Consider the following 26,119-nt stretch of genomic DNA (forward strand, 5'->3'; position numbering starts at 1 on the left):
ACTCATGGCCGAACTGACTGCCAGTTGGCGTGCACCTTGAACCCCTCGCCAGTCAGAAGCGCCACCGTCTCATAGAGCGGCAGGCCGACGACGTTGGTGTAGGAGCCGACAAGCTTGACGACGAAGGCGCCGGCCAGCCCCTGGACGGCATAGCCGCCGGCCTTGCCTCGCCATTCTCCCGAGGCCACATAGGCGTCGATCTCGGCGCGCGGCAACCGCTTGAAACGCACCCTGGTCTCGACCAGCCGCTGGCGCAGCTTGCCGGCCGGCGTGATCAGGCAGATGCCGGAATAGACCCGGTGCGAACGGCCGGACAGCAGCCCGAGGCAATTGGCGACGTCGTCGAACGTTTCGGCCTTGGGCAGGATGCGCCGGCCGACGGCGACCACCGTGTCGGCGGCCAGCACGAAGCTGGGCGCATAGTCCTCTTCCGTCTGCAGTGAGCCCAGCGCCTTCTCGGCCTTTTCCTTCGACAGGCGCTTGGCCAGCGAGCGCGGATGCTCGGCGCGCAGCGGCGTCTCGTCGACACCGGCCGGCAGCACGCGATCCGGCTCGATGCCGGCCTGCTGCAACAGCTCGATCCGGCGCGGCGAACCCGAGGCAAGCACGAGCTTCTGCAAAATGCTCATCGCGATCCCGGCCGAACTCTGACGATCTTACTTGAAACGGTAGGTGATGCGGCCCTTGGTCAGGTCGTATGGTGTCATCTCGACCAGGACCTTGTCGCCGGTCAGCACGCGGATGCGGTTCTTGCGCATGCGGCCGGCCGTGTGGGCGATGATCTCGTGTTCGTTTTCGAGCTTCACCCTGAACATCGCGTTGGGCAACAATTCCGTGACGACACCCGGAAACTCGAGGACTTCTTCCTTCGGCATTCGATACCTTTGCTTGGATGGGGATTCCCAGCGCCCCGGCCGGAATTTGGGCGGAACCTATATGATAATCGTGCGCTTGTGAACATGCTTAATCAGCGCGGTTTTTTTGCTTCCGGCGCCAGAAAACGGCCGCCGATCCGCGCCTTTAGCCGTTCGCGCACTTCACGATAGGCGGCCATGATCTGCTCACGCGTGCCGCCCACGCCGGTCGGGTCCGGCATCGGCCAGTATTCGACGTCGACGGCAAGCGAGCGGGTAAGCTCGAGCGCGGTGTGATGCGCCTCCGGCGACAGCGTGACGATCAGGTCGAAATAGTCGTCCTCAAGATCGTCCAGTGTCCTCGGGTGTCGTCCACCCAGCGAAAGCCCGTCCTCGGCCAGCACGGCGTCGACGAATGGGTCGCGTTCGCCGCCGCGCACCCCGGCCGACGCCACGAAAGTGGTCGCCGGAAGCATTTGGCGCGCCAGCATCTCGGCCATCGGCGAGCGCACGGCGTTCATGCCGCAGACAAACAGGATCGAGCGGGGCAGGATCGAGCGGGGCAGAGGGGCTGGCAGTTCAGCCTCGCCAGTGCAGCACGCAGACCAGCGTGAACAGCCGGCGCGCCGTGTCGAAATCGATATCGATCTTGCCGGCCAGCCGGTCCATCAAAGTCTGCGAGCCATCGTTGTGCAGGCCGCGCCGGCCCATGTCGATCGCCTCGATCTGGCTGGGGGTCGAGGTGCGGATGGCGTCGTAGTAGCTTTCGCAAATCATGTAATAGTCCTTGACGATGCGCCTGAGCGGCGTCAGCGACAGGATGTGGGTGACGACCGCCGTGCCGTCCTCGCGCGTCACCGCGAAGACCAGGCGGGATTCGGCCAGCGACAGTTTTAGCCGGTAAGGCCCGGCGCCGTCGTCATTGACCGGCTGGAAGCGGTTCTCCTCGATGAGGTCGAAGATCGCCACCGCCCGCTCATGCTCGACATCGGGCGTCGAACGGCCGATCGATTCGTCGAGTTCGACATCGATCAGCCTGCCATGGGTTCGATCGTAGTCGGACATGTCAGTCTACATGTTCAGCCGTATGGCGACGGAGCGTCCATGCGCGTCGAGGCCTTCCGCCTTGGCCAGCGCGATGGCCGCCGGCGCCAGCGCCCGCAACTGCTCCGGCCCGAGCTTCAGGATCGAGGTGCGCTTGACAAAATCGAGCACCGACAGCCCGGATGAGAAGCGCGCCGAGCGCGCCGTCGGCAGCACGTGGTTGGAGCCGCCGACATAGTCGCCAATCGCTTCCGGCGTGTGGCGGCCGAGAAAAACAGCACCTGCATTGCGCATCCGCGCCAGGAAGGCTTCCGGCTCGTCGATCGCAAGCTCGACATGTTCGGCCGCGATGCGGTCGACCAGCGGCAGTGCTGCCTCGATTTGGGGAACGAGGATGACGGCGCCGAAATCGCGCCAGCTCGCCGCCGCCGTCTCGGCGCGCGGCAGGCTTTTCAACTGGCGCTCGACCGCCTGTTCGACCGCCGCGCCAAAGGCGGGATCGTCGGTGATCAGGATCGACTGCGCCGACACGTCATGCTCGGCCTGGGCAAGCAGGTCGGCGGCGATCCAGTCCGGATCGTTGCTGCCGTCGGCCACGACAAGCACTTCCGAAGGCCCGGCGATCATGTCGATGCCGACCGTGCCGAAGACCTGGCGCTTGGCCGCGGCGACATAGGCATTGCCGGGGCCGACGATCTTGGCGACCGGCTTTATCGTCTCGGTGCCATAGGCCAGCGCCGCGATCGCCTGCGCGCCGCCGACGCGGTAGATTTCGGAGACGCCGGCGAGGTCGGCGGCCACCAGCACCAGCGGCGGCACCCCGCCGCCGGAGGCAGGCACAACCATGGCGATGCGCTCGACGCCGGCGACCTTGGCTGGGATGGCGTTCATCAGCACCGAGCTCGGGTAGCTCGCCGTGCCGCCCGGCACATAGAGCCCGACCGCTTCGACCGCCGTCCAGCGCGAGCCGAGCTCGACGCCGGCGGCGTCCGTATAGCGGTCATCCTGCGGCAGTTGCCGCTGGTGATGGGCGCGGATGCGCTCGCGCGCGAATTTCAGCGCTTCGATCGTCTGCGGATCCGCTGCGTCGTACGCCTTGGCAATGTCATCCTCGGAGACGGCAATGCCGAGCTTGATCAGGTCGCCGCCGCCGAATTTTTGCGTGTAGTCGACCAGCGCCGCGTCGCCCTCGGCGCGCACTCGTGCGATGATCTCGCGCACCACGGCATCGACATCAGCCGAGACTTCCCGCTTGGTCAAAAGGAACGCGGCAAAACGCTGCTCGAAATCGGCATCGGACAGGCGAAGGGTGATGGCCATCTTGCGCTGCTCAGGCTCTGTGGAAGGGGCGCGAGGTCGCTTCCCAGGCACCGCCGATGTCGGCGAGCCGCGCCTCGATGCACTCGACATCGAGCATGATCGCGCCACCGCCTGAAAAGATCAGCTCGACAATGCCGGCCGGCTTGTCGAGGGCGAGAAAGCTGATCGCCAGCAGCGACAGCACCTCATCGGGCTTGTCGCGGGCAATGCCGCTGGTCTTGGCGCCCAGCACCCGGTCGAAATGCAGCACACTTTGCCGCCGCTCATTGTGCTGGCGGAACAGGCCCGATTTCGCCTCCCAGACGAAGCGGTTCATGGTCACCACGAAGCGCTTGGCCGCCGGCATGTATTCGAGGTCGCCGACCTTCAGCACCGCGTCCTGGACATGGGCCGAGACGATGCTCAGATCCTGATCGTCGAGCGCGACAAGCTTGAGAGCCATGCGGATTTCACACCTGAAAGTTGACAATTCAACCTTCTGTTAGGCGGTCTTTTCGGTCCGCGCAACCGCGCCGCAAACCTTGCGAAATCGCCTAGCCGGAAATCCGCTCGATCACCGCGCCGCAGCCGGACAGCTTTTCTTCCAGCCGCTCGAAGCCGCGGTCGAGATGGTAGACGCGGTTGACCGTGGTCTCGCCTTCGGCCGCCAGGCCGGCGATGACCAGCGACACCGAGGCGCGGAGGTCGGTCGCCATGACCGGGGCGCCCTTCAGCTTCGAGACGCCGTCGACGATCGCCGTCTGGCCGGAAAGCGTGATGTGGGCGCCGAGCCGGGCAAGCTCCTGCACGTGCATGAAGCGGTTCTCGAAGATCGTCTCGGTGATGCGCGATTTGCCCTTGGCCATGGTCATCAGGCCCATGAACTGCGCCTGCAAATCGGTCGGGAACGCCGGGAAGGGCGCCGTCGCCACGTCGACCGGCGCAATGCCGGCGCCGTTGCGCCTGACGCGGATGCCGGAATTGGTCTGCGTGATCTCGGCACCCGTCTGGGAAATCACGTCGAGCGCGGTCTGCAGCAGGTCCGCGCGCGCGCCTTCGAGCACGACGTCGCCGCCGGTCATCGCGACGGCCATCGCATAGGTGCCGGTCTCGATGCGGTCGGGTATCACCCGGACGCGCGCACCCGACAGCGCTTCAACGCCGTCGATGGTGATGGTCGCGGTGCCGGCGCCGGAAATCCTGGCGCCCATGGCGTTGAGGCAATCGGCGAGGTTGACGATCTCGGGCTCGCGGGCGGCGTTTTCGAGCACCGTCTCGCCTTTGGCCAGCGAAGCCGCCATCATCAGCACATGGGTGGCACCGACCGATACTTTCGGGAAGACGTAGCGGTTGCCGACAAGACGGCCGTTCCTGGTCTTGGCGATGACATAGCCGGTGTCGACGTCGATATCGGCGCCAAGCACCTGAAGGCCTTCCAGGAAAAGATCGACTGGGCGCGTGCCGATGGCGCAGCCGCCGGGCAGCGAGACCTTGGCCTCGCCCATACGGGCAAGCAGCGGCCCGATCACCCAGAAAGACGCGCGCATCTTCGACACCAGCTCGTAGGGTGCCGTGGTGTCGACAATGTTGCGGGCGGAAAAATTGATGGTGCGCGAATAGCCTTCTTGCTGCTTTTCGCGGCGGCCGTTGACCGAATAGTCGACGCCATGATTGCCGAGGATGCGGATAAGCTGCTCGACATCGGCCAGGTGCGGCACGTTTTCCAGGGTCAGCGTGTCGTCGGTCAAAAGCGAGGCGATCATCAGCGGCAGCGCGGCATTTTTCGCGCCCGAGATCGGAATGCTTCCGGCAAGCTTGTTGCCGCCGACAATTCTGATGCGATCCATGGAAGAAACGTCCCCTCGGCCGAAAGGCCGGTTTTCAATCGGTTGAGTCTGTTGTGGCCGGTCTAGACCATTGGCCGGCTTGGTTCAAGAAACAGGATTTCGGGCTTGGGCCCAGCCTGTTGATATAGGTCAATCCTTTTGCGTTTCCCTTAAGGCATCGAGCCCGTCCGGCCGCTTGTCGGCGTCGCCAGTGCGCCGCGAGCGCGACTGCGCCTTGCGCTTCTGCAGATTGGCGCGCAATTGCTCCGCGAGCCGGGTCTTGCGGTCGGTCTTTTTCGATGGACCGCTTTTGTCAGGTGGAATTATCGTGTCGTTCATGGTTCCGTCCCGGCTGACGCTTAAAGCGACGTGCGTCCGCCTGGACGCACAAAGTACGCTTTAATACTTTTTATCTCGCCAATCCGTTCTCAAGGGATAGCCAACATTGTGGCGCCGCCATGTCCGGAAAACCCGCCGGAGCGGGCTTTCACAGATGACTTGCGCTTGGCCTTGCGCTTGCCGGTTCGATATGGCAGAAGCCCCGCCATCAGCGGCTGCGGTAGCTCAGTGGTAGAGCACTCCCTTGGTAAGGGAGAGGTCGAGAGTTCAATCCTCTCTCGCAGCACCAGTTTTCCTGAAGACTCTCAATAGTGTGCTTCGCCTGGTCATTTCTTCTTTCCGGCACCAGCAGGCGAACGAAGGCGCAACACGGCACCAGTATCCGTGGATTTTCCGTGGACTTTATCCCCGTTGCATTTACGAGTCGTGCGGAAATTCAAGCCGTCGACGAGGAGTGACGATGTGTCTCCCGTCGGCTAAAAGACGCGATGCCTGTTGTGGTCTTAATCGGATTGTTTGCGCTCTTGGCGATCGGCAAATTGTTTGAGCCGCTGATCGGTGGGATCGGTTTCTTTTTGTTGATTGGTATCGGGCTGCCCTGCATTATGGCCGCCTACTATTATGCTTGGGACCTTCGGAACCGAGACAAGTTTCGCAGAAAGTGACGGGCAGCCTGCCGAGCGCAAGCTGATGCTGGGTCAAACCTAAGCTGGATCCTGCTACAATCCCCTATGGCCGCTCGATTAGTGGTTATCCTGGTGCTGCTTTTCGCCTTCGCCTACGGATTCGCAAAACTCGTGGAACGTTATGGCGACGCTGGCGACAAGCCCTCTCCGTGTGAACAATGGCCGCATCCTGATTGTCCAGTCCCAAGCGCGCCTCCTCAGGAAGAAACTAAGCCTTGAGCGGGCGCGACCTCAAACGTCAGCGTTGATATGCCGTGGCAGCGGGTTCGCGCCGCGCCACCGGAACAAGAATTGCTCCGCCCCGTTTTAGATAAGTAAGCAACCCGTGGCGGCAGCAATCAAGCACCGCAGCTGAAGGTTGCTCGGAGGCTAATATGGGTAAGCAACTTACATCGGCTGCGGCAGGCATCCTTCTGCTCGTTGGTGTCAGCGCCGCCGCTGCTCAGGACGTCATCATTCAACCCGAGCAGGACACTGTGATCCGGGAATACGTGAAAAAGAAACCGTTGGCATCCCTCAGCCTTCCCGGCGTGGAGCTCAACATCGGCACTGCTCTGCCCGAGACAGTCGAGCTCTACGAGGTGCCGGACGTTCAGTACCGCTACGTAGTCATCGACGGCCGAACCGTCCTGGTCGATCCAGGTACCCGCAAGATTGTGAAGGTCTACGATTGACTTGACCCCTCCCGCTGAAGCCCGTCATGCCGAAAGGTGCGGCGGGCTGGCGCCTTCTCAGGCTCGGCTTGGACTTCTTCTGTGATGACTTCGAAGCGAGTAAGCCGGGAAAGACCGAAGCTCGTTGAGATGGCGACGTCATTCGCATCGCATCCCGTCGCCATCAGGATTCTGCCGATACGAGGCTGGTTATGCCGTGCATCAAAGGTGAACCAATGGCCGCTGAGATAGGCTTGGAACCATGCGTTGAAATCCATGGGATACGGCATCGGCGGTATCCCGATGTCGCCGAGGTAGCCGGTGCAATATCGCGCCGGAATGTGCATGCAACGGCACAGCGTGATTGCCAGATGCGCAAAATCACGACAAACGCCGGCCCGATCGGTTAGCGCGCCGTAGGCGGTCCGCAGCGTGTCCGCGGCCTGGTAGTTGAAGGCGATGTGTTCGTGAACGAAATCACAGATCGCCTGGACGCGCGCCCATCCGGGTGCGGTGTTGCCGAAATTGGCCCAAGCGAAGTCGCCAAGCCGATCGGTATCGCAATAGCGACTGCCGAGAAGAAACCTGAGCACGTAGTCGGGCAGCTCTTTGATATCGTGCTGGATGGCGTCGGCGACCACAATTTCTGGCTTACCGGTGTCATAGATTTCGAAGTTCGTTGATATCGTCGTCAGCCCGGCGGGCGCTTCTATTCTCGTGCATAGATTGCCGAAAGCGTCGATATAGCCGCGGGCCTCGCTCGGGCGATCGAAGCCGATGATTTGTTCTGTCAAAAGATCGATGCGACGTGAAGGATGGATCTCAAGGACGAGCAGCATCGGTGTCGGCTGCGGACATTCGTAGGCAAGCTTGAAACCGGCGCGGATACGCATGGCAGCTCCAACGCGTTGATTTCAGCAAACTCCAGACTGTCCGAACAGTTCCGCAAAACATTAGGGTTCTCTAATTTCCATTGGTGCCGGCTTCCTTCACCACCTTGACCTCCACCGTCATGCCGAGAAAACTCGACGCGCTGCCGGAGTAGCTTCCAGAAAGAGGGATGGCTTGCTGCGGGTGCCTGGCGACGGCCACCCTGATCAGATCCCGGTTGCCGACAATGCCATTGGTGGGATCGAACTCGACCCAGCCCGCGCCAGGCAAATAGACCTGGCACCAGGCATGCGTCGAACCGCCGCCGAGGACAGAAGCACTATCGCGGTTCGGCACATAGACATAGCCAGTCACAAAACGCGCGGCAAAACCCAGCGAACGAACTGCTTCCATCATAAACAGCGCAAAGTCCCGGCATGTGCCTCGACGCAGGTGCAACGTCATGAGCGGCGGTTGCGTCCCTGGTTCAGTTCGACGGGAATACACAAAGCTCTCGTGGATGGCATAGCAAAGCGTCATCAACAATTTGCCCGTCTCGGTATGCCCTCTGGCACTCACGAACTGTCGTGCCCATTTGCCGATCTCGTCGCCGTCATCGAGATGATGGCGCTCCATGGTTTGAGTGAGGTCGGTTGCCTCGTCGGGATCATAGGAGAAGGGATAGCTGAGTGCCGCTTCATCGATCCGGAAATCAGGCGCATGCTGCGGTGTGTGATCGAGCCGAATGTCTGTCACGAAACGCAGTTCGTCTTCGGAGCCCTTGAAGTCGACTACCGCAACGCAGTTTCCGAAAACGTCGTGGATCCAGCGAATCTCTTTGGGCTCGGGGTTCACAAACAGCGCGTGATCGAGAAGTCGCTGATCGAAACTATCGCGCGGCCTGAACATCAGCCGGTGCTCGCCAAACGTCACCGGTTGCGTGTAGCGATAGACGGTCGTGTGCTTGACTGAAAAAATCGGCATTGGCTTGCGTCGACCACCTGCGATATCAGCGCAATCATATAATCTTTTTCGATGTGCAGCGGACAAAATGGAGGTCCTCCGCCTCGACCGGATCGCATCAGGCGCCGTAGGCCTAAGCCTTTTGCAATCTCCAATTGGTAGACTCTCTCAATGCCCCGGAACTTAATCTTTGCGCCAAGGAGGGGCCAAGGCGAGGAACGTCGCAAACGGGAGGAAGTAATGAACGAAGACTACGATCTGGCCATAGGTCACGACAAGCCCTACGAAATAGCTGCTTTCGCTGAAAAGCATGGCCTTACGATAGGGGCTGCCGAGCTGATCCTTTTCGCCTATAGCCCGTCCCGAGCGGCGTGCGATACTGCCGCAACCGCTTTCCTCACGGCAGTCGCCGCACAAGCCAACAGACAATCGGCGCGCTAGCTCTCGTTCCGAACATCCTGAAAGCGACGGTGGCGTAGATCACCTCGCCACCATCGCATACACGTCGCCCGCCGCTCATTTCGGAGCGGCAGGCTTTGGACGGTGCCGAAGGCTGCGCCGATCGACGGCGCAGCCTTCTGAACGCTCAGGTGAGGCTTCTGGACCAGTCGTCTATCTGGCGCTCTGCCTCTTCCTTGGCAATTCCATACCGCTCCTGAATACGTCCTGCGAGTTGGTCACGATTGCCCTCGATGCGATCAAGGTCATCGTCCGTGAGGTCGCCCCATTGCTCCTTGGCCTTGCCTTTGAACTGCATCCATTTTCCCTTGATTTGATCCCAGTTCATGGATTCCTCCTTTGTTGTCTGGAGGAAATGCAAATGGACACCACACGTTCCCGAACGGCGGATCGCCCATGACGATTATTATGGGCGACGCAGCAAAAGCCGCCGGCCGGAGCCAGCGGGGCGGAGAAGGGGATCGAATGGAACCGTCCGCGTCTTGAAATCACGCTCGACAGAAAGGTTCCCCAGCGGGATCAGCTGGCGCGCGCCAATGCGATCGATATGACGTTGTCTGCATCCGCCCCCGGTAGATCGAACAACATCGGAAGTTGGCGGGTCATGGCCATTTCAACGATCAACTCTTCAATGGAAGCTGTCGGCAGGTCGGTCTCGACACTATTCGAGATCATCGAGGCAAGCTTGTGGACTGGCACTGGTGCCGACTTCGCACGGTCGTCGAGCAACCTGCTGATTTCGATTACAACGTCTGCGTCAATGCTCTTTGGCAATTCGCGCATGGCTTTTCCTCCCTGCCCGTATCATGCGCGTGCCAGAGGGCTGAGTCTCGAAAAATCGACGTATGGAACCGAAGGCGTGCGTCGGTCCGATTGCTTTGCTGCGTCAGGGCTGAGGCGAAAAAGCGAAGTGCACTGGTGTCGCATGCGGCAACGAAATCGCCCCTTTTGCGTTGGCCAATCATACATCGTTCAGCAAACGTGACCAAAAAGGAGAGTAAGCATGACAGCCGACGCGGCGAAGCTCTATCCCCGCCACCGGGATCGGATCTCCGGCAGCGAGGACTACATAGTAGCGCATTTTGCCCGGCAAAACGGTATCACCCCGGCGCAAGTCCATCAGTTGATCAAGAGATATGGAAGCAACCGCGCCAAGCTGGTGGCGGCGGCGAAGGAACTTCGCACGTCGCTTCGATCAGATGTCCCCAAGCCCCTGCTAGGCTCGGGCCGCCGCGCCGGACGTCTCAGCGCCGGTGTTGATGCCAGAAATGGCTTAGAAACGCGGTGAGGAGACTGCTGAAAACAATCCAGCCAAGGATTTCGTTTTCAGACTTTTCAATCCTGGCCGCCGTCGCCAGCTTCTGTTCGCGATCACTTGCTTTGATGGTCGCCTCCAGATCGGATCGGCTGCCATATCGAACCGAGTAGGCTCGTGTAAATTCGGCGCCCAGCAGAAAGATCTCGGACGAATAAAAGACCCACAACAGCACGACGAGCAGCGCACCGGCTGCGCCGTATGACGATGCGGTTGCGCTTGCTCCGATATACCAGCCGATCAGCGACTTGCCGATCGTGAAGAGAAACGCCGTCACCACCGCGCCGATGCCAACGTCGCGCCATCGCAGCGCGCGATCGGGCAGGACCTTGTAGATTGCCGCGAACAAAAGCGCGATCAGGGCAAACGAGACGATCCCGTTGATTGTGCTCAGGATAATGGTGCCGAAGGGCAGATATGCGTTGATGATTTCGCCAAGCGCAGAAATTGCAGCGCTCGCGACCAGGGACACCAGGAGCAGGAAGCCAAGCGCGGCGACGAGCCCAAGGCTTGCGGCGCGGGCCCGCACAAGCCCGGAAATCGATGTCTTAACCGGTTTGACTTTCCAGATTTCGTTCAGCGCAAGCTGCATTTCGCCGAACACGCCGGATGCGGTGACGAACAGCGTGACGAGCCCCAGGATGGCCGCAAGAGTGCCCGCCGTCCGATGGGAGGCATTTTCGATTGTCGCTTGCAAAAGCTCCGCGCTCTGCGGCCCCATCAGACCCGCGAGCTGGGCCGAAAGGGCAAGTTGCGCCGCATCATTTCCGAAGGCCAGGCCAGCGATAGCGACAACGATGAGCAGGATCGGCGCAAGCGAGGTTGTGGCATAAAACGCCATTGCTGCCCCGTGACTCAGGGCGTTGTCATTGATGAAGCCGACAATGCTCTCCGCAAGGAGTGCCCAGCCCTCTTTCGCCAGATTCCACATGCTAGCCTCACCTGCCTCTCAGCAAGCAATTAGAGGCAGCACGGCAACGGACCAGAGCAGCAGATGGGTAAGTCCGTTTGGATCCGGAGTTTAGGTGATGGATCTTGAGTTGTTTGACGAGGTGCCACTGCGACGACGAGGAGGTAGCAGGCGGCCGAGATTGCAGGTCTGGGAGCGGGCGTGGCGCTCTTTTGCGGCAATACGGGCCAGGTTTGACGTGATGAATGTTTTCCTGCAGCGTTGCAGTTCAGCAACAGACTTCGGGGAGATAGCCGGCTACTGTGGGGGATATTCTGGAGCCGACGAGGGGTGCCATGTTTTCTATCAGACGGACTGCTTTGACCGCCACGATGCTGCTTGCCTGGGGCGGATGCGCTCTCGCGGCAGACCCAGTGTATGAGGAGCCCGTGGTCGCTTCAGTCTATGACTGGAGCGGTGTCTACCTTGGCGTGCAAGGCGGATATGGCTGGGCTGATGCGGATGTGACGATTTTCACCAATCCACCACTTGTTGGAACGGCCGATCTGGACGGAGCATTTGTTGGAGCGCTTGCCGGCTATAATTTCCAGTCCGGAAATTTCGTGTTCGGTGTCGAGGGTGACATAAACAAGAGCTGGATCGAGCTCGACGATGACGGAGACGCCGAGATCGACTGGTTCGGGTCCGTGCGCGGACGCGTGGGCTACGCTTGGGATCGCACATTGCTTTTTGGCACGGCCGGTATTGCTTTTGCGCATGGCGAAGTGTCTACGGTTGTGGAAGATGACGATATGAGCTTCACCGGCTGGACCGCGGGGCTCGGTGCGGAACACGCTTTCACCGACAACTGGCTTGGACGGGCCGAGTATCGCTATTACGATTTCGGCACGGAAGACATCACGCGCGGGGAAGTCGACCTGACGATGCACACCGTCTCTGTAGGCCTCGCATACAAGTTCTAGTCTAAACGAAGCCAGCAGACGAACCGACTGCGGTCCCTGGACGACCCATGCCGGCCTCAGGCAATTGAGCGCAGGCTTGGGCACCGTCGTCGCTCTGACGGCAGCATGACTGCGGTGTGGGCGTGAACTCATTTTGTCATGCCAACCTCGCCTGAGACCCTGTCGGGCGCGCCGCGCCGACAAGGACGTCTCCTCATCTCCGAACAGTATCTAGGCTGAACACTATCCGGTCGTGGCGTGAGAGCCAGCCACAAGAAATTGCCGACGGCGGCCGGTTTCGTTGGCAAAAGGTTACCGTTCCCTGCTATTCCCCCTTCAAATCAAAAGCAGTGGACTTGCGCATGACCAATGTCGCCCTGACCGGGCTTGCCCGCGATCTCGCCAAGCGCGCCGCGGAAGGCCGTCCGGTGCGCATCGGCGTCATCGGCTCCGGCGAGATGGGCACCGACCTGGTGACGCAAGGCATGCTTATGCCTGGCATTTCGGTGTGCGCCGTTTCGACCCGGCGCCCGCACACGGCACGTGACGCCATCCGCATCGCCTATGGCGACGAGGCGATGGCACGGGAGGCCGATACGCCGTCGAAGGTCAGCGAGGCGATCGAAAGCGGCAAGATCGCCATCACCTCGAACGAGATGCTGGTGACCAATCCGCTGATCGACGTGGTGATCGACGCTACCGGCAAGCCGGGCGTCGCCGCCGATTTCGACCTGATGGCGATGGAGCACGGCAAGCATCTGGTGATGATGAACGTCGAGGCCGACGTTACCATCGGCTGCTATCTGAAGCAGCAGGCCGACCGGCTCGGCGTCGTCTATTCGGTCGGCGCCGGCGACGAACCGTCGAGCTGCATGGAGCTGATCGAATTCGCTTCTGCGCTGGGCTACACCATCGTCTCGGCCGGCAAGGGCAAGAACAACCCGCTCAACCACGACGCCGTGCCCGATGACTATCGCGCGGAAGCGCTGCGCCGCAACATGAACCCGCGCATGCTGGTCGAGTTCGTCGACGGATCCAAAACCATGGTCGAGATGTGCGCCATCGCCAACGCCACCGGACTGGTGCCCGATATTGCCGGCATGCACGGCCCCAAGGCCGACCGTGATGAATTGGCCAAGGTGCTCATCCCGCGCGCGGATGGCGGCATCCTGTCGAAGAAGGGCGTCGTCGACTACACCATCGGCAAGGGCGTGGCGCCCGGCGTCTTCGTCATCGTCGAGGCGACGCATCCGCGCATCATCGAGCGCATGGACGATCTGCATATCGGCCACGGCCCTTATTACAGCTTCTTCCGGCCCTATCATCTGACCTCGCTGGAAGTGCCGCTCACCGCCGCCCGAATAGCGCTCTATGGCAAACCGGACATGGTGCCGCTGCCGAGGCCGGTTGCCGAGGTCTGCGCCGTGGCCAAGCGCGATCTGGCGGCAGGAGAGATTTTCGATGCGATCGGAGAGACCTGCTACCGCTCGTGGACCCTGACTGTCGAAGAGGCCCGCGCCAACCGCGCTGTGCCGGTCGGCCTGCTCGAAGGCGGCAAGGTGCTGAGACCGGTCAGGAAGGGCGAGCTGCTGACATCAGGCAATGCCGCGCCCGACCCGACGACCAGGCTGTTCGCTTTGCGGCGGCTGCAGGACGAAATGCTGTATGGGGCTTGATGCCGTCGAGAGTGGGAGCTGTCGGACGGCTTTCGACCGAGCACGCTGGTATTGTCATGACAAACTCTCTATATTGTAGTGACAGCGAAGGCGGAGGCCGATGACATGAATCTTCAGATCAGGGACCCGCGCGCACGCGAACTGGCGCGAGAGCTTGCTGCCAAACGAAAGATTTCGATGACCGAAGCGGTCATCGAAGCGCTTGAATCCGAATTGAAGCGGGAAAGCGGACGCATTCCCCTGGCGGCGCGGCTAGCAGCCATTGCCAACGACTTCCAAGCCAAGGCAGGCCAGGGCGGTCGGGCTGTGACGAAGGATGAGATCGACGAAATGTGGGGGCATTCCTGATGTTCGTCGACACCTCCGTGGTTGTCGCGATTCTTTCAGGAGAAGAGGATGCCGGCGAGTGGAGCAACCGCATCGAGGCAGCGCCAGCAAGGATAACTTCGGCGCTGGTCGTGCTTGAAGCGGCGATGCGGCTTTCAACGATGCTCGCCGTCCAGCCGGTTGTCGCCGGGGACGCGATAGAGGCGTTTCTTCGCGAGGCTGAAATCGAAATCGTGCCGATCGACGCCGGCGATGCCGCGCTCGCGATCCAGGCGTTTTCAGACTATGGAAAGGGGCGTGGGCATCCCGCCCAGCTCAACTTAGCCGACTGCCTTTCTTATGCCTGCGCAAAAAGTCATGGCTCCGCACTGCTCTACAAGGGTAACGATTTTTCGCATACCGATCTCGCGTAATCCGCGAAGCCGCTATTACTTTCCCAACTCGATCGACCTTAGCCGCGCCGCTTCCACCGCTTCGGTGAGCAGGTGGGTCAGCCGGTCCTCGCCCATCAGCACGGCCAGCGCGGCGGCCGTGGTGCCGTTCGGGCTGGTCACCTGCTGGCGCAGCACGCCCGGATCTTCGCCGCTTTCGGCGGCGAGCGAGGCGGCGCCATAGACCGTCTGCATGGCCAGCAGCCTGGCCGTCTTGGTCGGCAAGCCGGCCTTCTCGGCCGCCACGGTCAACGCTTCGATGAAATGGAAGATATAGGCGGGTCCCGACCCGGACACCGCCGTCACCGCATCCATCAGGCCTTCGTCGTCGATATCGGTCACTTCCCCACTCGCCGAAAGCAGATCGGCGACGAAACGCTTGGTGTCGTCGGAAACCAGCCTGTTGGAAAACACCACCATCATGCCCTTGCCAATCGCCGCCGGCGTGTTGGGCATGCAGCGCACGATCGGCGCGCGATCGCCCAGAATGGCCTCGAACGTGGCGACCGGCGTTCCGGCGGCGATGCTGACGAAGGTGGTGCGGCCATCATTGAAGCGCTTGTAGGCGGCGGTCACGTCGCGGATCACCTGCGGCTTCACCGCGATGACGACGAGGGCCGGCACCGCGTCCGCCGGAATGCCGCCGGCATCTGCGGCGGCACCGCAGCCCAGCGCTTGGGCGCGCTTGCGCAGATCGGCATTGGGCTCGACCACGAAAACCGCCGCCGAGGGGAGCTTGCCCGATTTCAGCCAGCCCGAGAGCATGGCGTAACCCATATTGCCGCAGCCGGCGAGAACGAGCCTGATCGTCATGGAAAACCTCCGCTAAAAGGTTCTCCCATAGACGCTCGCGACTAGGCGGGAAAGCCCTCTTGGCACGGATGGGGTCAGGACAGACCCTGATCCGCCATAGGCCGCAGCGACACCTGCCGGAGGCCGAACAGGCCGAACACGAAGAACAGCCAGACCGGATCGGCGCGATGGAAGAAGAAGCTTTCGAGGAAGGCGTTCAGCGCTGCGAACAGCGCCACCATCATGAAGAAGTCGCCGAGATAGATGTTTTCCTTGCGCAAGGGGATGCGCATGTAGTCGCGCAGCGGTGCGATCAGGAAAGTGTAGACCGCCACGCAGAGCGCCGGGATGCCCATCAGCACCGCGATGTCGAGATAGCCATTATGGCCATGCACGATGGTTCTGATATCCCAGGCCCGGTCGAAGGGCTGGTCCTGGTTGAGCAGCAGCGGCGTGCCCCAGAAGCTCTCGTAGCCGTAGCCGGTCCACGGCCGCTTCGCCAGCATCTCGCCGGCGAACTCCCACAGCGTCGTCCGCCCGGTGTAGGTCAGGTCGGGGAAATAGAGTGCCGCCAGATGCTTCACCGGCGGCAGGAAGACGATACCCAGCGTGGCGATCGCCGTGGCGATGATCGCCAGCGCAAACAGGATCGGCGTGCCGAGCCGCATGCCGATCAGGCTCGGCAGCACGACGATCAGGATCGAGAACGGCACCAGTCCCGCGGTCGTCTTGGAACCGGTGTGCAACATGAAGATCATCGCCGCGCAGAAGATCGACGCGCCCCATAGCCGCTGTCCGCGCCGGTAGAGGTACAGCCCGGCGAAGCTGAAGCAGGCCATGACAGGTCCGGCGATATTCTTGTGGGTGAACACGCCGCGCCACAGGCCGGCATGTTCCGGCTCCAGCGAAGCGGTGGTGTGCAGTGCCTCGTGCGGAAAGACGATGAGGCCGACATAGGAAAGGCCCATGACGACGACGGTGGTAAAGATGATGACTTTCGAGAAAGCCTCGGCGTCACGGGTCAGCGCCAGGATTGTCGCCATTGTCAAAATGCCGATCAGCGTGAACGAAGCGGCGCGCATGGCCGTCGGCGGGTCGGTTGCCATCACCACCGACAGCACGAGGAAAGCCAGCATCAGCAGCCAGGACGGGCTGAGCAGCGAGCGCACCACGCGCGGGTCGGCGAAAGCCATCAGCGAGAAGATCGAGATCGCGCCAAGCGAGCCGAAGCCGAGCTGGTTGACGATGTCGCCGCCGTCGCCGGTCATTTCGGCGCCGGCCGGCTGGAAGGGGCGGAACGACACCAGGATGACGGTAAACAGCAGCGCCGCGATCGCGGTCGCGACGCCGTCGCGCGTGAACGCCGCGCTGAGCGGCGCGCGCTCAGTTCTTCTCAGGCTGCCGGTATTGCTCATTGGCATATCCGAATTCGGCAAGCACGCGGCCGAGGGCGACATGAATGGGGTATAAGGCGGCCGCCGATGATCCCGTCCGCATCAGCCTGGCCGCACCGCGAAACGGCGAGGCGGCAAGCAGCGCCAGGCTCTTTAGAAAGACCTTGGTGCCGGCAAACGGCGTGCCAGCCCGTTTCTTCTTCTCGACCAGTGTCGAGATGACGCCATTGCGCAGGCTGCGGGCGCGGATCCAGTCGGCTTCGACGCGTCGGGCCGGGACGCTTTCCCGCACTTGCGCCTCGGCGCACCAGCCAAGCACAAAGCCTCTTTGCGCGGCGCGGCTCAGGAAATCGGAATCGCCGCCGCCTATGAAGTTGAATTTCAGGTCGAGGAAGGGCGGCCCCATGGCGGTGAGCACGTAACGCCCAACCAGCAGATTGCCGGAGGAATAGAGCGCAGGCACACGCCTGGTCTCCCGGTAGGGTGGCGCAAAGACCGGGTGCTCGGCCCATCCAGCATGGGCGGCGTCGGCAAACACAGGCCTTTGCGGGCCACCGACGATGTCGGCACTGAGTGTCTCGGCCGCCGTGCACATGCGCTCGAGCCATTGCGGATCGGCGATCTCGTCATCGTCGATGACCAGCAAGTGCCTGAAATTTGGAAAGTGCAGGATCGCCGTCTGCCAGCCGGCATTATAGGCGCTGCAATTGCCGCGCTCATGCGCAATGATGACCATGCCTGATATCTCGCCGCGCTCGAACAGCGGCAGCGCCGCCCTGGCGCCGGCGCGCGCCTCGGCCTCGTTCTCAATGACGATGATTGCGAAGCGTCTGCCGGTTTGCTGGGCCTTGAGCGATGCCAGCGTCGCCAGCAGCTGCTCGGGCCGTTTGAAGGTCGGCAGCGTCACGACCGCCTCGACGGCCGTCGTGACAAGCCCCGGAGAGCGCCCCGCGATCGATACCGAATCGTCCGATGGCAATGGGATCATCCGTGTTCAGCCCGGGATGGTGAGTTTGGTTCTTGATAGCATCGCGACGATAACGTTTCGTTAATCACCTTTCGCGGACAAGCCCGCAAATCCGCGACTCCAGGCCGCCAAATACCTTCACTTAATCAACGCTTCACCGCGCTTTGCTAGCTGTATCCGCTCAGGATAGGTGAGATGCATCTGCTGTTCGCCACATCGATCGTGCCCGACGGCGCTCTTGCCTCGGGCTATGAGATTGCCAATGCCGCGATCATCGCCGCGTTGCGGCGTGCCGGCGCGCGCGTCACCGTGATCGGCTTCACCTGGCCTGGCAAGCCTGCAAGCGATCCGCAAAACACCATCGTGCTCGGTGCCGTCGATGTGCGCACCGAAAGCGCATCATCGCTGCAAAAGCTCGCCTGGGTTGCTAAGGCGATGCTCTCCGGCCTCACTTTCGCATCGGTCAAGCTGCGCGTGGTCTCCGACAGCGAGGTCCAAGCCGCCGTCGAGCGTGCCGGCCCTTTCGACGGCTATGTCTTGAATTCGGTGCAGTTCGCCGGCGCCTTCGAAAGCCTCTTCGGCGACCGGCCGTCGATCTTCGTCGCCCACAATGTCGAGCACAGTTCGGCGCTGCAGAACGCCGTTGCTGCCGGCGGTCTCTTCCAGCGCATGTTGTTTCGCCGTGAGGCCAAGCTGCTCAAGGTCATTGAAGCACGGCTTTGCCGCCGGGCACGCTTCGTCTTCACGCTGGCCGAGGAAGATCGCTCAGCGCTCGGCGTCGGCTCCGACGATCGTTCGGCGATGCTGCCGCTGGTGACTTGCGCCGAGCCGCCCGCGCAAAAAACCCTGCGCCGTATCGATTGCGACGCGGCGTTGATCGGCACCTGGACCTGGCAGCCGAACCGCATCGGCCTCGATTGGTTCCTGGACAAAGTGGTGCCGCATCTCAGGCCGGATTTCCGGGTCAGGATCGCCGGCAGCGTGCCGCCGGGCGTCATTTCCACGCATCCCGGTGTCGAATTCGTCGGCCGCGTGCCGGACGCGCAGGCCTTCGTGCGCAGTGCCGCCGTCATCCCGCTGATCAGCACCTCCGGCAGCGGCGTGCAGCTCAAGACCATCGAGACTTTCGAACTCGGCCTGCCTTCCGTCGCCACCAGCCATTCGCTGCGCGGCATCGATCATCGCCCGGTCAATTGCGTCGTGGCCGACGATCCGGTCGCCTTCGCCGGCGCCCTAGAAGCCGCGACGGCCAATGTCAGGGACGTCGACGGAAGCGCTTTCCACCGCCGGCAGGTGAAAGCGCTCGATGCCGCAATCAGGCTCGGCCTGAAAAAGCTCGATCCCATCAGGCAGGAGGTGTTCGCGTGAACATGCACACCGCCCGCGCCGCATTCGGGGTCGACAGTTTGAAATCGATCCTCGGTATATCCGTCCTCGCCATCCGCTGGGACGATGCGGTCGCTCTGCTGACCCGATTGATTGCGGAGCGACGCTTCACCAAGGTCAGCTTTCTCAATGCCCACAATGCCAATGTCGCCTACACGGAGCCGGTCTTTGCCGAGGCGCTCGACGATTTTCTCATCCTGCCTGACGGTGTCGGTGTCGATCTGGCGGCGAAACTGCTCTACGGAACGTGGTTTCCCGACAATCTCAACGGCACCGATTTCATCCCTGCTTTCCTCCAGGCGTCCGCCAGGCCGCTGACCGTGGGGCTGCTCGGCGCGACGCAGGCCAACGCCGAGGCGGCATCGAAGAAGCTGGCAGCGCTCGCGTTGCAGCACAGATTCGTGGTCATCCACGACGGCTATTTCTCCCCCGCAGAGGAGCCGGCAATCGTCGATCGCATCGCCAGATTGCGGCCGGACGTGCTGCTTGTCGCCATGGGCGTGCCGCGCCAGGAATTGTGGATCGCGCGCCACATCGATGCGCGCCACTGCACACTGCCGATCGCCGTCGGCGCGCTGCTCGATTTCCTGAGCGGCGCGGTGCCGCGGGCGCCGCTGTGGATGCGCCGGCTCAGGCTCGAATGGCTGTTTCGGCTGTGGATCGAGCCGGGCCGCCTCTGGCGCCGCTATGTCGTCGGTAATCCTGTGTTTCTGTGGCGCGTCATTGGCCAGAAATTCTTGCGCAGGCCCGCCCCTGCCAGATCAGGCCGCGGAGCAGGCTCCGGAGTGGGCCGTTGAACAGCCGGTTCGTGCCGAGCCCTGCCGCCGCCCCCGATGTCCTTCGCCGGACGCCGACGGCGGCGGTCGTGACGGCAAGCTATGCGCCGGATTTGGAGCGTTGTCGCCTGCTGTGCGAAACCCTCGACCGCTACGTTTCCGGCGTGGCGCACCACTATATTCTTGTCGAGCATCGCGACGTGACGTTGTTTCGCCAGTTGGAGAACAGCCGCCGCACCGTCGTCGACGAGCGGGACCTGTTGCCGCGCTGGCTGCACGCCTTCGACGATCCACTGAGCCTGTTCCGCCGGCGCATCTGGCTCAGCCTGAAGACCATGCCGCTGCGCGGCTGGCATGTGCAGCAGCTTCGCCGCATCGCGATATCAGCGCGTGCCGGGGAAGACGTGCTGATCTTCTGCGATTCCGACGTGGCGTTCCTAAAACCTTTCGACTGCAGCGCCTTCTGGCGCGATGGCAAGGTGCGTCTGTTCCGCCGCGACGGCGTGCTGTCCGAAGGCCATGAGGAACACCGGATCTGGTCGCGCAATGCGGGCTCGGCGCTCGGCATCGAGCCATCAGAGGTTTCCACCCACGATTACATTTCGACGCTGATCGCATGGCGCCGCGAAACAGTGACCGCCATGTGTGCCCGGATCGAGAAGGTCCATGGCCGCAACTGGGTCGAAATCGTCGGTGCGGTGCGCAAATTCTCCGAATGCATGATCTACGGCCGCTATGTCGACGACGTGCTCGCCGGTGCCGGCCATTTCCACGGCTCGGAGGAATTCTGCCGCGTCCACTGGACGGGCGAAGCGCTGTCGGATGACGAGTTCCGCCGCTTCGTCGCCGCCATGGCGCCGGAACAAGTGGCCATCGGCATGCAGTCCTTCATCGGCACGGATATCGGCCGAATCCGCCGTCTGATCGGGCTCGACTAGTCCTTGGGTCAGACCCTGAACGACCGGTTTCGACCCCTTGCCGTTTTCCCGGTAGGGGTGATGAAAGGGTGGAAGTCACCTGTTACAGACGGAAGCGCAGGTTCCGTCGCGTGAGTTCGTTGACCGAGGTGCAGCCCATCAGCTTCATGCCACGCTCGATCTCGATGTGCATCAATTCCAGCGCGCGTTCGACGCCGGCCTGCCCGGCGGCCGCCAGTGGGAAGAGATAGTAGCGGCCCAATCCGACGGCTTTTGCGCCCAGCGAGAGCGCCTTGAGCACATGCGTGCCGCGCTGCACGCCGCCATCCATCATCACATCGATTCTGTCTCCCACCGCATCGACGATCTCCGCAAGCTGGTCGAACGCGGTACGCGAGCCGTCGAGTTGTCGACCGCCGTGATTGGAAAGGACAATTCCGGTGCAGCCAATCTCGACCGCACGCCTGGCGTCCTCGTCCGACATGATGCCTTTCAGGCAGAACTGTCCGCCCCAGTGCTGCACCATCTCGGCAACGTCGTTCCACGACATTGCGGGGTCCAACATCTCCGTGAAGTAGCGGCTGATCGACATCGCGCCGCCGCCCATGTCGACATGACCGTCGAGCTGCGGCAGCTTGAACCGCTCATGCGTGTAGTAGTTGATCGCCCACGATGGTTTGACCGCGAACTGGGCGATGCCAGCGAGGTTGAGCTTGAAGGGAATAGCGAACCCCGTTCGCTTGTCACGCTCGCGGTTGCCGCCGGTGATGCTGTCGACCGTCAGCATCATCACCTCTACTCCCGCCTGCTTGGCCCGGGCCATCATCTCGCGGTTCAATCCGCGGTCCTTGTGAAAGTAGAATTGGTAGACTTGCGGCCCATTGCTGATCTGGCGCGCCTCTTCGAGGCTGACGGTGCCGAGCGAGGAGACGCCGAACATCGTGCCATATTTCGCCGCCGCTGCCGCCACCGCACGTTCGCCCTGATGGTGGAACAGGCGCTGGAGCGCTGTTGGCGAGCAGTAGACCGGCATCGCCAGCTTCTGGCCCATGACGGTCACCGACATGTCCACATTGGTCACGCCGCGCAGGACATTCGGCACCAGGTCGCAGTCATCGAAGGCAGCCCTGTTGCGCCGATAGGTGACTTCGTCATCTGCCGCGCCGTCAATGTAGTTGAAGATCGGTCGGGGAAGGCGCTGTTTGGCCATGCTGCGGAAGTCATGGAAGTTGTGGCAGTTGCTCAGACGCATCTCATCACTCTGTTGGCCCGGGCCCAACCCTATTGGCCCAGGCTCACCTGCCCGATAGCACACTGCCGCGCAATGCCTAACTGAGGCGGGCTGAACGATAAACGGCCGCAACGGGCCGGGCGTCGGCGGCCAGCTGATCGACCCTACACCGGCTTGGCCGGTTTGCGCATCGCCGAATAGGTGAGCAGCGTCGAGGCGAGGTAGAGCAGCAGGAAGACGACATTGAGCGACAACACCAGTTCCGGCATGTCCAGGATGGTGGTCAGCACATAGGTCAGCAGGACCGCCTTCAGCCCGGCAAGCAGGGCCAGGTTGATCGCCCGCACCAGCGTCTGGCCGCGCGCGAACAGAAGCTCGGCCTGATATTCGACCAGGTTGCGCAGGCCTGGCACGCAGATCGCCAGCGCCACCAGAGGGGCGGCCTCGGCAACATTCTTGCCCAGCGCGTTGGGAAAGAAATGCAGCACGATGGCGAGCGCCGCCAGCGCCAGCGTCGAGACCAGGAACACGCCGCCTTCGATGCCGCTCTTGACCGAAAGGCGCGACAGCAGTTCCGGCGCGCGCATCATGCGCTGCACCAGCATCATCGAGAAGGTGCGGATCGGGATCGCGGTCAGGTCGACAAGCCGCATGATGATGGCATAGATGCCGGCGAGGTGCGGACCGCCGATCGCCAGCACCAGCAGCTTGTCGAATTCCATCTGCAGGTAGAACAGCACCTCCGCGCCGGCCACATAGATGGAGTCGGCGAGCCGCCGCAGATAGAGTTCCAGCCGCAGCCGCAGCCTCTGGCGCGGATAGAAAAATCCGAAGGCGATGAGCAGCGAGGCGGCGTTGGCGCCGATATAATACCAGGACCAGACCCCTATGGTCGGCTGCGCAGCGAACATGAACAGCATGGCGCCGAGCGCCCGCAAGGCCGTTGCCAGGATCGTCAGCAGCGCGGCGCGGCCGAACTTGCCGAGGCCGTTGTTGACGATCAGCGCGACCTCGACCGGCCGCCATAACAGCGCCTCGGCAAAGACGATCGCCGCAAACACCGATAGCGGCACGGTGCTGGCAAAGAAGATCAGGTAGACGCCGTAGGAGGCGGCAGCCAGCAACGGCAGCGATATCACTCCGAGCAGAAGGAAGCCGGCGGTGAAGGTGCCTATCAGATTGGGGCGGATGGTGGCGGTTCGGTAAAGCGCCGAGATGAAGCCGAAGCCCAGGATGCGCGACAGCATCACGCCGGCCGCCGAAGCGGTCGCGAACATGCCGAACTCGGCGATGGACAGCGTGTTGGCCAGCGCGATGAAATAGGCGAGCGAAAACGCCAGCCGCCCGCCTGCGCCGCTGATCGCCGAGAGATAGTCGCGAACCAGTCCCCGTCGCTCGGCCACGAAAGCGCCGATCCGGGCGAGGGGCCGCCTTTGCGGGATGTTGCCAGCCTGAGTCATGTGTCGGAGACAGCATAGGTTGGAAAGTTTAACGCGCCGTTCTGAACGCTTTTTGTTGCTTCAAGAAGAACACAACCGAAGAGGGAAACCTCATCTTCAAGGCAGAGAAATTAACCTTTTGTTTCCTATGCTTGTTTAGCGTGGCTTAACGAATGGCTGACCGCGCGTCCAAGCCGCCAGGGGCAAGCTCCACGACAATGGTCGACAGGCAAAACCGTGAAGATTGGAAGCGCGAGCGATCCTTGCTGGCGCTCGGCCAGGCGATGCGCGGCGAAGATGACGCTGAACCATCGCTGGTTTCGATCGGGGACCGGGCGGACCCGTCATGGCGCGAGGATGCCGCCACGCGCCATCGTCTCGCGCGCTCACGCCGGGAGGCGCGAGCGCATCCGGAACTCTCCGCAGCTCCGGAGCCCTCGGCACCCCTGGAACGCCCGGTAGCTTCGGAATTCTCGGCAAACGATGAAACAAGCCAGCCTCGTGCCGACTATGCATCCGCTTCGGCCGCCCGGATGTCGCCAGAGGCGGACGAGGCCGTTGACGCAGACTATGCGGAAGCCAGTCCGCGGGAGGAGCCGGTTGCTGCCGGTGTTTCCGGGGACCGCCGTTTCGATGCCGATCCCCGACATGCCGCGTTCGAGCCTCGATACGCCAGCGACGAACCTCGACATGCCGCATTCGACCCTCGATATGCATTCGAGTCCGAGCAGCGGTCTTCCCGCGACGACGGACAAGAATGGAGGCCGTTGATCGATCCGATGCAGGTCGTCCGCGGCATTGCCCGGTCGAAGCTGCTGATCGTCGCCATGACCATACTGGGCGCCACGCTTGGCGTCGCGATCGCGCTGTCGACGCCGAAGAAATACGAAGCCACCGCAGAGCTGATCGTCGACCCGCGCGACCTGAAGCTCACCGACCGCGATCTCACCCAATCGGTGCTTGCATCCGACGCCACGCTGGCCATCGTCGAAAACCAGGTTCGCGTGCTCACCTCCGGTACGGTTCTCAACAAGGTCGTGGACAAGCTCAATCTCGTCAGCGATCCGGAGTTCAACGGGCAAGATTCCGGCGGCCTAGGCGTGATGACGCTCATCCGGTCGATCCTGTCGCGCAGCGACGGGGCGGGTGCCGATGCGGACCGCCGCCGTGCGCTGGCCGTCGGCAATCTGGCCGAGAGCCTTTCGGTCGAGCGCGGCGGCAAGACCTTCGTCATCTCCGTCCGAGCCACCACGCAAAATGGCGAGAAGTCGGCTCTCATCGCCAACACGATGACGGACGTTTTCCTGCAGACCTTCGGTCAGATCCAGTCCGACACCGCTGGCCGCGCGACCAACGAACTGACGGGCAGGCTCGACGAGTTGCGCAAGGGCGTGGAAGTGGCCGAGCGCAAGGTCGAGGATTTCAGGGCCGCGCATGACCTCGTCGATGCGCAAGGCCATCTGATCAGCGACGACGAGATGCTCAAGCTCAACCAGCAGCTTGCCATCGCCCGGGCGCGCACGCTGGAACTCAACGCCCGCGCGGCATCGGCGCGCTCGATCGACGTGAATTCGGTTCTGAGCGGCACCTTGCCGGAAGAGATCAACTCCAACACCATGAGCGAATTGCGCTCGCAATATGCGACGCTCAAGCAGGAGGCCGACCGCGCCGCGATCCGGTTCGGGCCGCGCCATCCCGAGCTCCAGGCGCTCAATGCCCAGCTTGCCGGCTCGCGCGAGCGTATCGCCGGGGAACTGCGCCGCATCGCCTCCTCGCTGCAGGTCGACCTGAAGCGTGCCGTGCAACTCGAACAGGATCTGGCCTCCCGGCTGGCGCAGTTGAAGGTCCGCAGCGGCAACGTCAACAGCGACCTCGTCACCTTGCGCGAACTGGAGCGCGAGGCTGCCGCCAAGCGCTCCGTCTATGAACAATATCTTCTGCGCGCCAAGGAAACCGGCGAGCAGAAGGACATCAACACCGCCAATATCAATGTGATCTCCAAGGCCTTCGCCCCGCTCGAGCCGAACGGACCGTCGCGCGCAGTAACGGTGCTTGCCGGCCTGCTGGCGGGCCTCGCTTCTGGTATCGGTCTGGGCGCCATGCGCGGCGCCTATGCGAGCCTGCGCGAAACCGCCAATTCGCGGCCGCGTCGCAGGACGGACGAGCGCCGGACACCCATTGAAGACAAGGCATACCAGGCGTCGCCGCCGCCCGCCCCGCCAGTCGAGGCCACCAGGCGTTCAGGTCCGATCAGCGCGCTGCTGTCGGCGGTGAGCAACATCGTGCCGCGCAGGGCGCGCAGGGAAGACTCTGTCAACACGCGTTCCGGCTCACCGGCCAGCGGCTCACCGGCGTATCCTTATGCGCAGCCGCCGATAGGCTATCCGCAGGCGCAGCCCTGGCAGATGCAGCCGCCGCCGGCCGCCATGACGCCCCATGCCGGACAAGCGCCATATCCGCAGCAGCAGTCGATCTATCCCCGAGCCTCGTCGGACAAGGCAAATCAGGCTTCGGAAGCCGCTGAACAGCAAGCTTCTATCGAGGAAATCCGAGCCAGCCTGCGCGAATTCCGCGAAGCCGTTCGCGAACTCACCGAAAGCCGATCGCACCGCCGCTATTTCTGA

General features: G+C 62.4%; 29 protein-coding genes and 1 tRNA gene. 12 read left to right on the forward strand and 18 right to left on the reverse strand.

Going from position 1 to position 26,119, the window contains the following annotated elements; translation table 11 throughout:
• Window positions 1-2: 2 nt before the first annotated feature.
• The 8 genes from RPG13_RS10450 to RPG13_RS10485 form a co-directional block, all read right to left on the reverse strand.
• Window positions 3-629 (reverse strand): Maf-like protein, encoded by a 627-nt coding sequence (locus RPG13_RS10450; RefSeq protein WP_126103674.1) that lies wholly within the window; start codon window positions 627-629, stop codon window positions 3-5.
• 27 nt (window positions 630-656) lie between these two features.
• Window positions 657-875, reverse strand: a complete 219-nt coding sequence (gene infA / locus RPG13_RS10455) for a translation initiation factor IF-1 (protein WP_006200926.1) — start codon at window positions 873-875, stop codon at window positions 657-659.
• A 92-nt stretch (window positions 876-967) separates the two neighbouring features.
• Window positions 968-1,432 (reverse strand): arsenate-mycothiol transferase ArsC, encoded by a 465-nt coding sequence (locus RPG13_RS10460; protein WP_281032968.1) that lies wholly within the window; start codon window positions 1,430-1,432, stop codon window positions 968-970.
• A 1-nt stretch (window position 1,433) separates the two neighbouring features.
• Window positions 1,434-1,919 carry a UPF0262 family protein gene (locus RPG13_RS10465; RefSeq protein ID WP_126103672.1) on the reverse strand — a complete coding sequence of 162 codons (486 nt, stop codon included), beginning with the start codon at window positions 1,917-1,919 and terminating at the stop codon, window positions 1,434-1,436.
• 6 nt (window positions 1,920-1,925) lie between these two features.
• Window positions 1,926-3,218: a histidinol dehydrogenase gene (hisD, locus tag RPG13_RS10470; protein WP_126103671.1), complete on the reverse strand. Its 1,293-nt coding sequence runs from the start codon at window positions 3,216-3,218 to the stop codon at window positions 1,926-1,928.
• A 10-nt stretch (window positions 3,219-3,228) separates the two neighbouring features.
• On the reverse strand, window positions 3,229-3,660 hold the full coding sequence (locus tag RPG13_RS10475) for a DUF2948 family protein (protein WP_095483507.1): 432 nt from the start codon (window positions 3,658-3,660) through the stop codon (window positions 3,229-3,231).
• A gap of 91 nt (window positions 3,661-3,751) precedes the next feature.
• Entirely contained in the window at window positions 3,752-5,044 is a 1,293-nt protein-coding gene (gene murA / locus RPG13_RS10480) for a UDP-N-acetylglucosamine 1-carboxyvinyltransferase (RefSeq protein WP_095483508.1), read from the reverse strand.
• Window positions 5,045-5,173: 129 nt separating this feature from the next.
• A complete protein-coding gene (locus tag RPG13_RS10485; RefSeq protein ID WP_095483509.1) occupies window positions 5,174-5,362 on the reverse strand; it encodes a hypothetical protein in 189 nt (62 codons plus the stop codon).
• A 214-nt stretch (window positions 5,363-5,576) separates the two neighbouring features.
• Here RPG13_RS10485 and RPG13_RS10490 point away from each other — a divergent pair.
• Window positions 5,577-5,651, forward strand: a tRNA-Thr gene (locus tag RPG13_RS10490).
• A gap of 771 nt (window positions 5,652-6,422) precedes the next feature.
• The gene (locus RPG13_RS10495; protein WP_095483510.1) at window positions 6,423-6,722 is read left to right on the forward strand and encodes a DUF1236 domain-containing protein; all 300 of its coding nucleotides are present in this window, start codon (window positions 6,423-6,425) and stop codon (window positions 6,720-6,722) included.
• Here RPG13_RS10495 and RPG13_RS10500 read toward each other — a convergent pair.
• Entirely contained in the window at window positions 6,713-7,594 is an 882-nt protein-coding gene (locus RPG13_RS10500) for a transglutaminase-like domain-containing protein (RefSeq protein WP_095483511.1), read from the reverse strand. The two genes, RPG13_RS10495 and RPG13_RS10500, sit on opposite strands and share 10 nt — an antisense overlap.
• Before the next feature lie 70 nt (window positions 7,595-7,664).
• On the reverse strand, window positions 7,665-8,555 hold the full coding sequence (locus tag RPG13_RS10505) for a transglutaminase family protein (RefSeq protein WP_126103670.1): 891 nt from the start codon (window positions 8,553-8,555) through the stop codon (window positions 7,665-7,667).
• Window positions 8,556-8,774: 219 nt separating this feature from the next.
• On the opposite strand from RPG13_RS10505, the gene RPG13_RS10510 reads away from it, so the two are divergent.
• On the forward strand, window positions 8,775-8,975 hold the full coding sequence (locus RPG13_RS10510) for a hypothetical protein (protein WP_095483977.1): 201 nt from the start codon (window positions 8,775-8,777) through the stop codon (window positions 8,973-8,975).
• Window positions 8,976-9,120: 145 nt separating this feature from the next.
• Here the strand turns inward: RPG13_RS10510 and RPG13_RS10515 are convergent, their stop codons facing one another.
• Together RPG13_RS10515 and RPG13_RS10520 are read right to left on the reverse strand one after the other, a co-directional pair.
• Window positions 9,121-9,321, reverse strand: coding sequence for a CsbD family protein (locus tag RPG13_RS10515; protein WP_095483513.1), 201 nt, complete (start codon window positions 9,319-9,321; stop codon window positions 9,121-9,123).
• A 191-nt stretch (window positions 9,322-9,512) separates the two neighbouring features.
• On the reverse strand, window positions 9,513-9,776 hold the full coding sequence (locus tag RPG13_RS10520) for a hypothetical protein (RefSeq protein ID WP_029348484.1): 264 nt from the start codon (window positions 9,774-9,776) through the stop codon (window positions 9,513-9,515).
• A gap of 220 nt (window positions 9,777-9,996) precedes the next feature.
• On the opposite strand from RPG13_RS10520, the gene RPG13_RS10525 reads away from it, so the two are divergent.
• Window positions 9,997-10,281 (forward strand): DUF3606 domain-containing protein, encoded by a 285-nt coding sequence (locus RPG13_RS10525; protein WP_095483514.1) that lies wholly within the window; start codon window positions 9,997-9,999, stop codon window positions 10,279-10,281.
• Here RPG13_RS10525 and RPG13_RS10530 read toward each other — a convergent pair.
• The gene (locus RPG13_RS10530) at window positions 10,238-11,239 is read right to left on the reverse strand and encodes a YihY/virulence factor BrkB family protein (protein ID WP_126103669.1); all 1,002 of its coding nucleotides are present in this window, start codon (window positions 11,237-11,239) and stop codon (window positions 10,238-10,240) included. The two genes, RPG13_RS10525 and RPG13_RS10530, sit on opposite strands and share 44 nt — an antisense overlap.
• 314 nt (window positions 11,240-11,553) lie before the next feature.
• On the opposite strand from RPG13_RS10530, the gene RPG13_RS10535 reads away from it, so the two are divergent.
• From RPG13_RS10535 to RPG13_RS10550, 4 genes are all read left to right on the forward strand, one after another.
• Complete coding sequence (locus RPG13_RS10535) at window positions 11,554-12,180, forward strand: outer membrane protein (RefSeq protein ID WP_245458109.1); 627 nt, start codon at window positions 11,554-11,556, stop codon at window positions 12,178-12,180.
• 341 nt (window positions 12,181-12,521) lie between these two features.
• Window positions 12,522-13,835: an NAD(P)H-dependent oxidoreductase gene (locus tag RPG13_RS10540; protein ID WP_337124992.1), complete on the forward strand. Its 1,314-nt coding sequence runs from the start codon at window positions 12,522-12,524 to the stop codon at window positions 13,833-13,835.
• Between the two features lie 105 nt (window positions 13,836-13,940).
• Window positions 13,941-14,183, forward strand: a complete 243-nt coding sequence (locus RPG13_RS10545) for a type II toxin-antitoxin system VapB family antitoxin (RefSeq protein ID WP_127290393.1) — start codon at window positions 13,941-13,943, stop codon at window positions 14,181-14,183.
• Window positions 14,183-14,575, forward strand: a complete 393-nt coding sequence (locus tag RPG13_RS10550) for a type II toxin-antitoxin system VapC family toxin (protein WP_095483519.1) — start codon at window positions 14,183-14,185, stop codon at window positions 14,573-14,575. Before RPG13_RS10545 ends, RPG13_RS10550 begins: the two co-directional genes overlap by 1 nt.
• A gap of 15 nt (window positions 14,576-14,590) precedes the next feature.
• Here the strand turns inward: RPG13_RS10550 and proC are convergent, their stop codons facing one another.
• The 3 genes from proC to RPG13_RS10565 form a co-directional block, all read right to left on the reverse strand.
• The gene (gene proC, locus RPG13_RS10555) at window positions 14,591-15,406 is read right to left on the reverse strand and encodes a pyrroline-5-carboxylate reductase (protein WP_337124993.1); all 816 of its coding nucleotides are present in this window, start codon (window positions 15,404-15,406) and stop codon (window positions 14,591-14,593) included.
• Window positions 15,407-15,480: 74 nt separating this feature from the next.
• A complete protein-coding gene (locus RPG13_RS10560) occupies window positions 15,481-16,800 on the reverse strand; it encodes an O-antigen ligase family protein (RefSeq protein WP_337124994.1) in 1,320 nt (439 codons plus the stop codon).
• The gene (locus RPG13_RS10565; protein ID WP_095483522.1) at window positions 16,769-17,767 is read right to left on the reverse strand and encodes a glycosyltransferase family 2 protein; all 999 of its coding nucleotides are present in this window, start codon (window positions 17,765-17,767) and stop codon (window positions 16,769-16,771) included. Before RPG13_RS10565 ends, RPG13_RS10560 begins: the two co-directional genes overlap by 32 nt.
• A gap of 174 nt (window positions 17,768-17,941) precedes the next feature.
• Between RPG13_RS10565 and RPG13_RS10570 the strand changes: the two genes are divergently transcribed.
• From RPG13_RS10570 to RPG13_RS10580, 3 genes are read left to right on the forward strand one after another with little or no spacing between them, the layout of a single operon-like run.
• The gene (locus RPG13_RS10570) at window positions 17,942-19,114 is read left to right on the forward strand and encodes a glycosyltransferase (RefSeq protein ID WP_292505286.1); all 1,173 of its coding nucleotides are present in this window, start codon (window positions 17,942-17,944) and stop codon (window positions 19,112-19,114) included.
• Entirely contained in the window at window positions 19,111-19,929 is an 819-nt protein-coding gene (locus RPG13_RS10575) for a WecB/TagA/CpsF family glycosyltransferase (protein ID WP_127203589.1), read from the forward strand. The genes RPG13_RS10570 and RPG13_RS10575 overlap by 4 nt, the downstream gene beginning before the upstream one ends.
• Window positions 19,926-20,846, forward strand: coding sequence for a DUF6492 family protein (locus RPG13_RS10580; protein ID WP_337124995.1), 921 nt, complete (start codon window positions 19,926-19,928; stop codon window positions 20,844-20,846). Before RPG13_RS10575 ends, RPG13_RS10580 begins: the two co-directional genes overlap by 4 nt.
• 82 nt (window positions 20,847-20,928) lie before the next feature.
• Here RPG13_RS10580 and RPG13_RS10585 read toward each other — a convergent pair whose 3' ends face one another.
• Together RPG13_RS10585 and RPG13_RS10590 are read right to left on the reverse strand one after the other, a co-directional pair.
• Window positions 20,929-22,077 carry an alpha-hydroxy acid oxidase gene (locus RPG13_RS10585; protein ID WP_337124996.1) on the reverse strand — a complete coding sequence of 383 codons (1,149 nt, stop codon included), beginning with the start codon at window positions 22,075-22,077 and terminating at the stop codon, window positions 20,929-20,931.
• A gap of 143 nt (window positions 22,078-22,220) precedes the next feature.
• Entirely contained in the window at window positions 22,221-23,516 is a 1,296-nt protein-coding gene (locus RPG13_RS10590) for a lipopolysaccharide biosynthesis protein (protein WP_337124997.1), read from the reverse strand.
• A gap of 197 nt (window positions 23,517-23,713) precedes the next feature.
• On the opposite strand from RPG13_RS10590, the gene RPG13_RS10595 reads away from it, so the two are divergent.
• Window positions 23,714-26,119 (forward strand): GumC family protein, encoded by a 2,406-nt coding sequence (locus tag RPG13_RS10595; protein WP_337127005.1) that lies wholly within the window; start codon window positions 23,714-23,716, stop codon window positions 26,117-26,119.

The organism is Mesorhizobium sp. ISC15 (assembly GCF_037162615.1).
Classification (GTDB): Bacteria; Pseudomonadota; Alphaproteobacteria; order Rhizobiales; family Rhizobiaceae; genus Mesorhizobium; species Mesorhizobium mediterraneum.

Excerpts from the sequence above, each read along its gene's own strand:
- RPG13_RS10510 (WP_095483977.1), top strand. The coding sequence starts at position 8,775 with ATGAACGAAGACTACGATCTGGCCATAGGTCACGACAAGCCCTACGAA.
- RPG13_RS10570 (WP_292505286.1), top strand. The coding sequence starts at position 17,942 with ATGCATCTGCTGTTCGCCACATCGATCGTGCCCGACGGCGCTCTTGCC.
- RPG13_RS10475 (WP_095483507.1), bottom strand. The coding sequence starts at position 3,660 with ATGGCTCTCAAGCTTGTCGCGCTCGACGATCAGGATCTGAGCATCGTC.
- RPG13_RS10540 (WP_337124992.1), top strand. The coding sequence starts at position 12,522 with ATGACCAATGTCGCCCTGACCGGGCTTGCCCGCGATCTCGCCAAGCGC.
- RPG13_RS10520 (WP_029348484.1), bottom strand. The coding sequence starts at position 9,776 with ATGCGCGAATTGCCAAAGAGCATTGACGCAGACGTTGTAATCGAAATC.
- RPG13_RS10565 (WP_095483522.1), bottom strand. The coding sequence starts at position 17,767 with ATGATCCCATTGCCATCGGACGATTCGGTATCGATCGCGGGGCGCTCT.
- RPG13_RS10590 (WP_337124997.1), bottom strand. The coding sequence starts at position 23,516 with ATGACTCAGGCTGGCAACATCCCGCAAAGGCGGCCCCTCGCCCGGATC.
- RPG13_RS10495 (WP_095483510.1), top strand. The coding sequence starts at position 6,423 with ATGGGTAAGCAACTTACATCGGCTGCGGCAGGCATCCTTCTGCTCGTT.
- infA (WP_006200926.1), bottom strand. The coding sequence starts at position 875 with ATGCCGAAGGAAGAAGTCCTCGAGTTTCCGGGTGTCGTCACGGAATTG.
- RPG13_RS10525 (WP_095483514.1), top strand. The coding sequence starts at position 9,997 with ATGACAGCCGACGCGGCGAAGCTCTATCCCCGCCACCGGGATCGGATC.
- RPG13_RS10500 (WP_095483511.1), bottom strand. The coding sequence starts at position 7,594 with ATGCGTATCCGCGCCGGTTTCAAGCTTGCCTACGAATGTCCGCAGCCG.
- RPG13_RS10515 (WP_095483513.1), bottom strand. The coding sequence starts at position 9,321 with ATGAACTGGGATCAAATCAAGGGAAAATGGATGCAGTTCAAAGGCAAG.
- RPG13_RS10505 (WP_126103670.1), bottom strand. The coding sequence starts at position 8,555 with ATGCCGATTTTTTCAGTCAAGCACACGACCGTCTATCGCTACACGCAA.
- hisD (WP_126103671.1), bottom strand. The coding sequence starts at position 3,218 with ATGGCCATCACCCTTCGCCTGTCCGATGCCGATTTCGAGCAGCGTTTT.
- RPG13_RS10535 (WP_245458109.1), top strand. The coding sequence starts at position 11,554 with ATGTTTTCTATCAGACGGACTGCTTTGACCGCCACGATGCTGCTTGCC.
- murA (WP_095483508.1), bottom strand. The coding sequence starts at position 5,044 with ATGGATCGCATCAGAATTGTCGGCGGCAACAAGCTTGCCGGAAGCATT.
- RPG13_RS10485 (WP_095483509.1), bottom strand. The coding sequence starts at position 5,362 with ATGAACGACACGATAATTCCACCTGACAAAAGCGGTCCATCGAAAAAG.
- RPG13_RS10450 (WP_126103674.1), bottom strand. The coding sequence starts at position 629 with ATGAGCATTTTGCAGAAGCTCGTGCTTGCCTCGGGTTCGCCGCGCCGG.
- proC (WP_337124993.1), bottom strand. The coding sequence starts at position 15,406 with ATGACGATCAGGCTCGTTCTCGCCGGCTGCGGCAATATGGGTTACGCC.
- RPG13_RS10545 (WP_127290393.1), top strand. The coding sequence starts at position 13,941 with ATGAATCTTCAGATCAGGGACCCGCGCGCACGCGAACTGGCGCGAGAG.
- RPG13_RS10585 (WP_337124996.1), bottom strand. The coding sequence starts at position 22,077 with ATGCGTCTGAGCAACTGCCACAACTTCCATGACTTCCGCAGCATGGCC.
- RPG13_RS10595 (WP_337127005.1), top strand. The coding sequence starts at position 23,714 with ATGGTCGACAGGCAAAACCGTGAAGATTGGAAGCGCGAGCGATCCTTG.
- RPG13_RS10550 (WP_095483519.1), top strand. The coding sequence starts at position 14,183 with ATGTTCGTCGACACCTCCGTGGTTGTCGCGATTCTTTCAGGAGAAGAG.
- RPG13_RS10465 (WP_126103672.1), bottom strand. The coding sequence starts at position 1,919 with ATGTCCGACTACGATCGAACCCATGGCAGGCTGATCGATGTCGAACTC.
- RPG13_RS10560 (WP_337124994.1), bottom strand. The coding sequence starts at position 16,800 with ATGAGCAATACCGGCAGCCTGAGAAGAACTGAGCGCGCGCCGCTCAGC.
- RPG13_RS10530 (WP_126103669.1), bottom strand. The coding sequence starts at position 11,239 with ATGTGGAATCTGGCGAAAGAGGGCTGGGCACTCCTTGCGGAGAGCATT.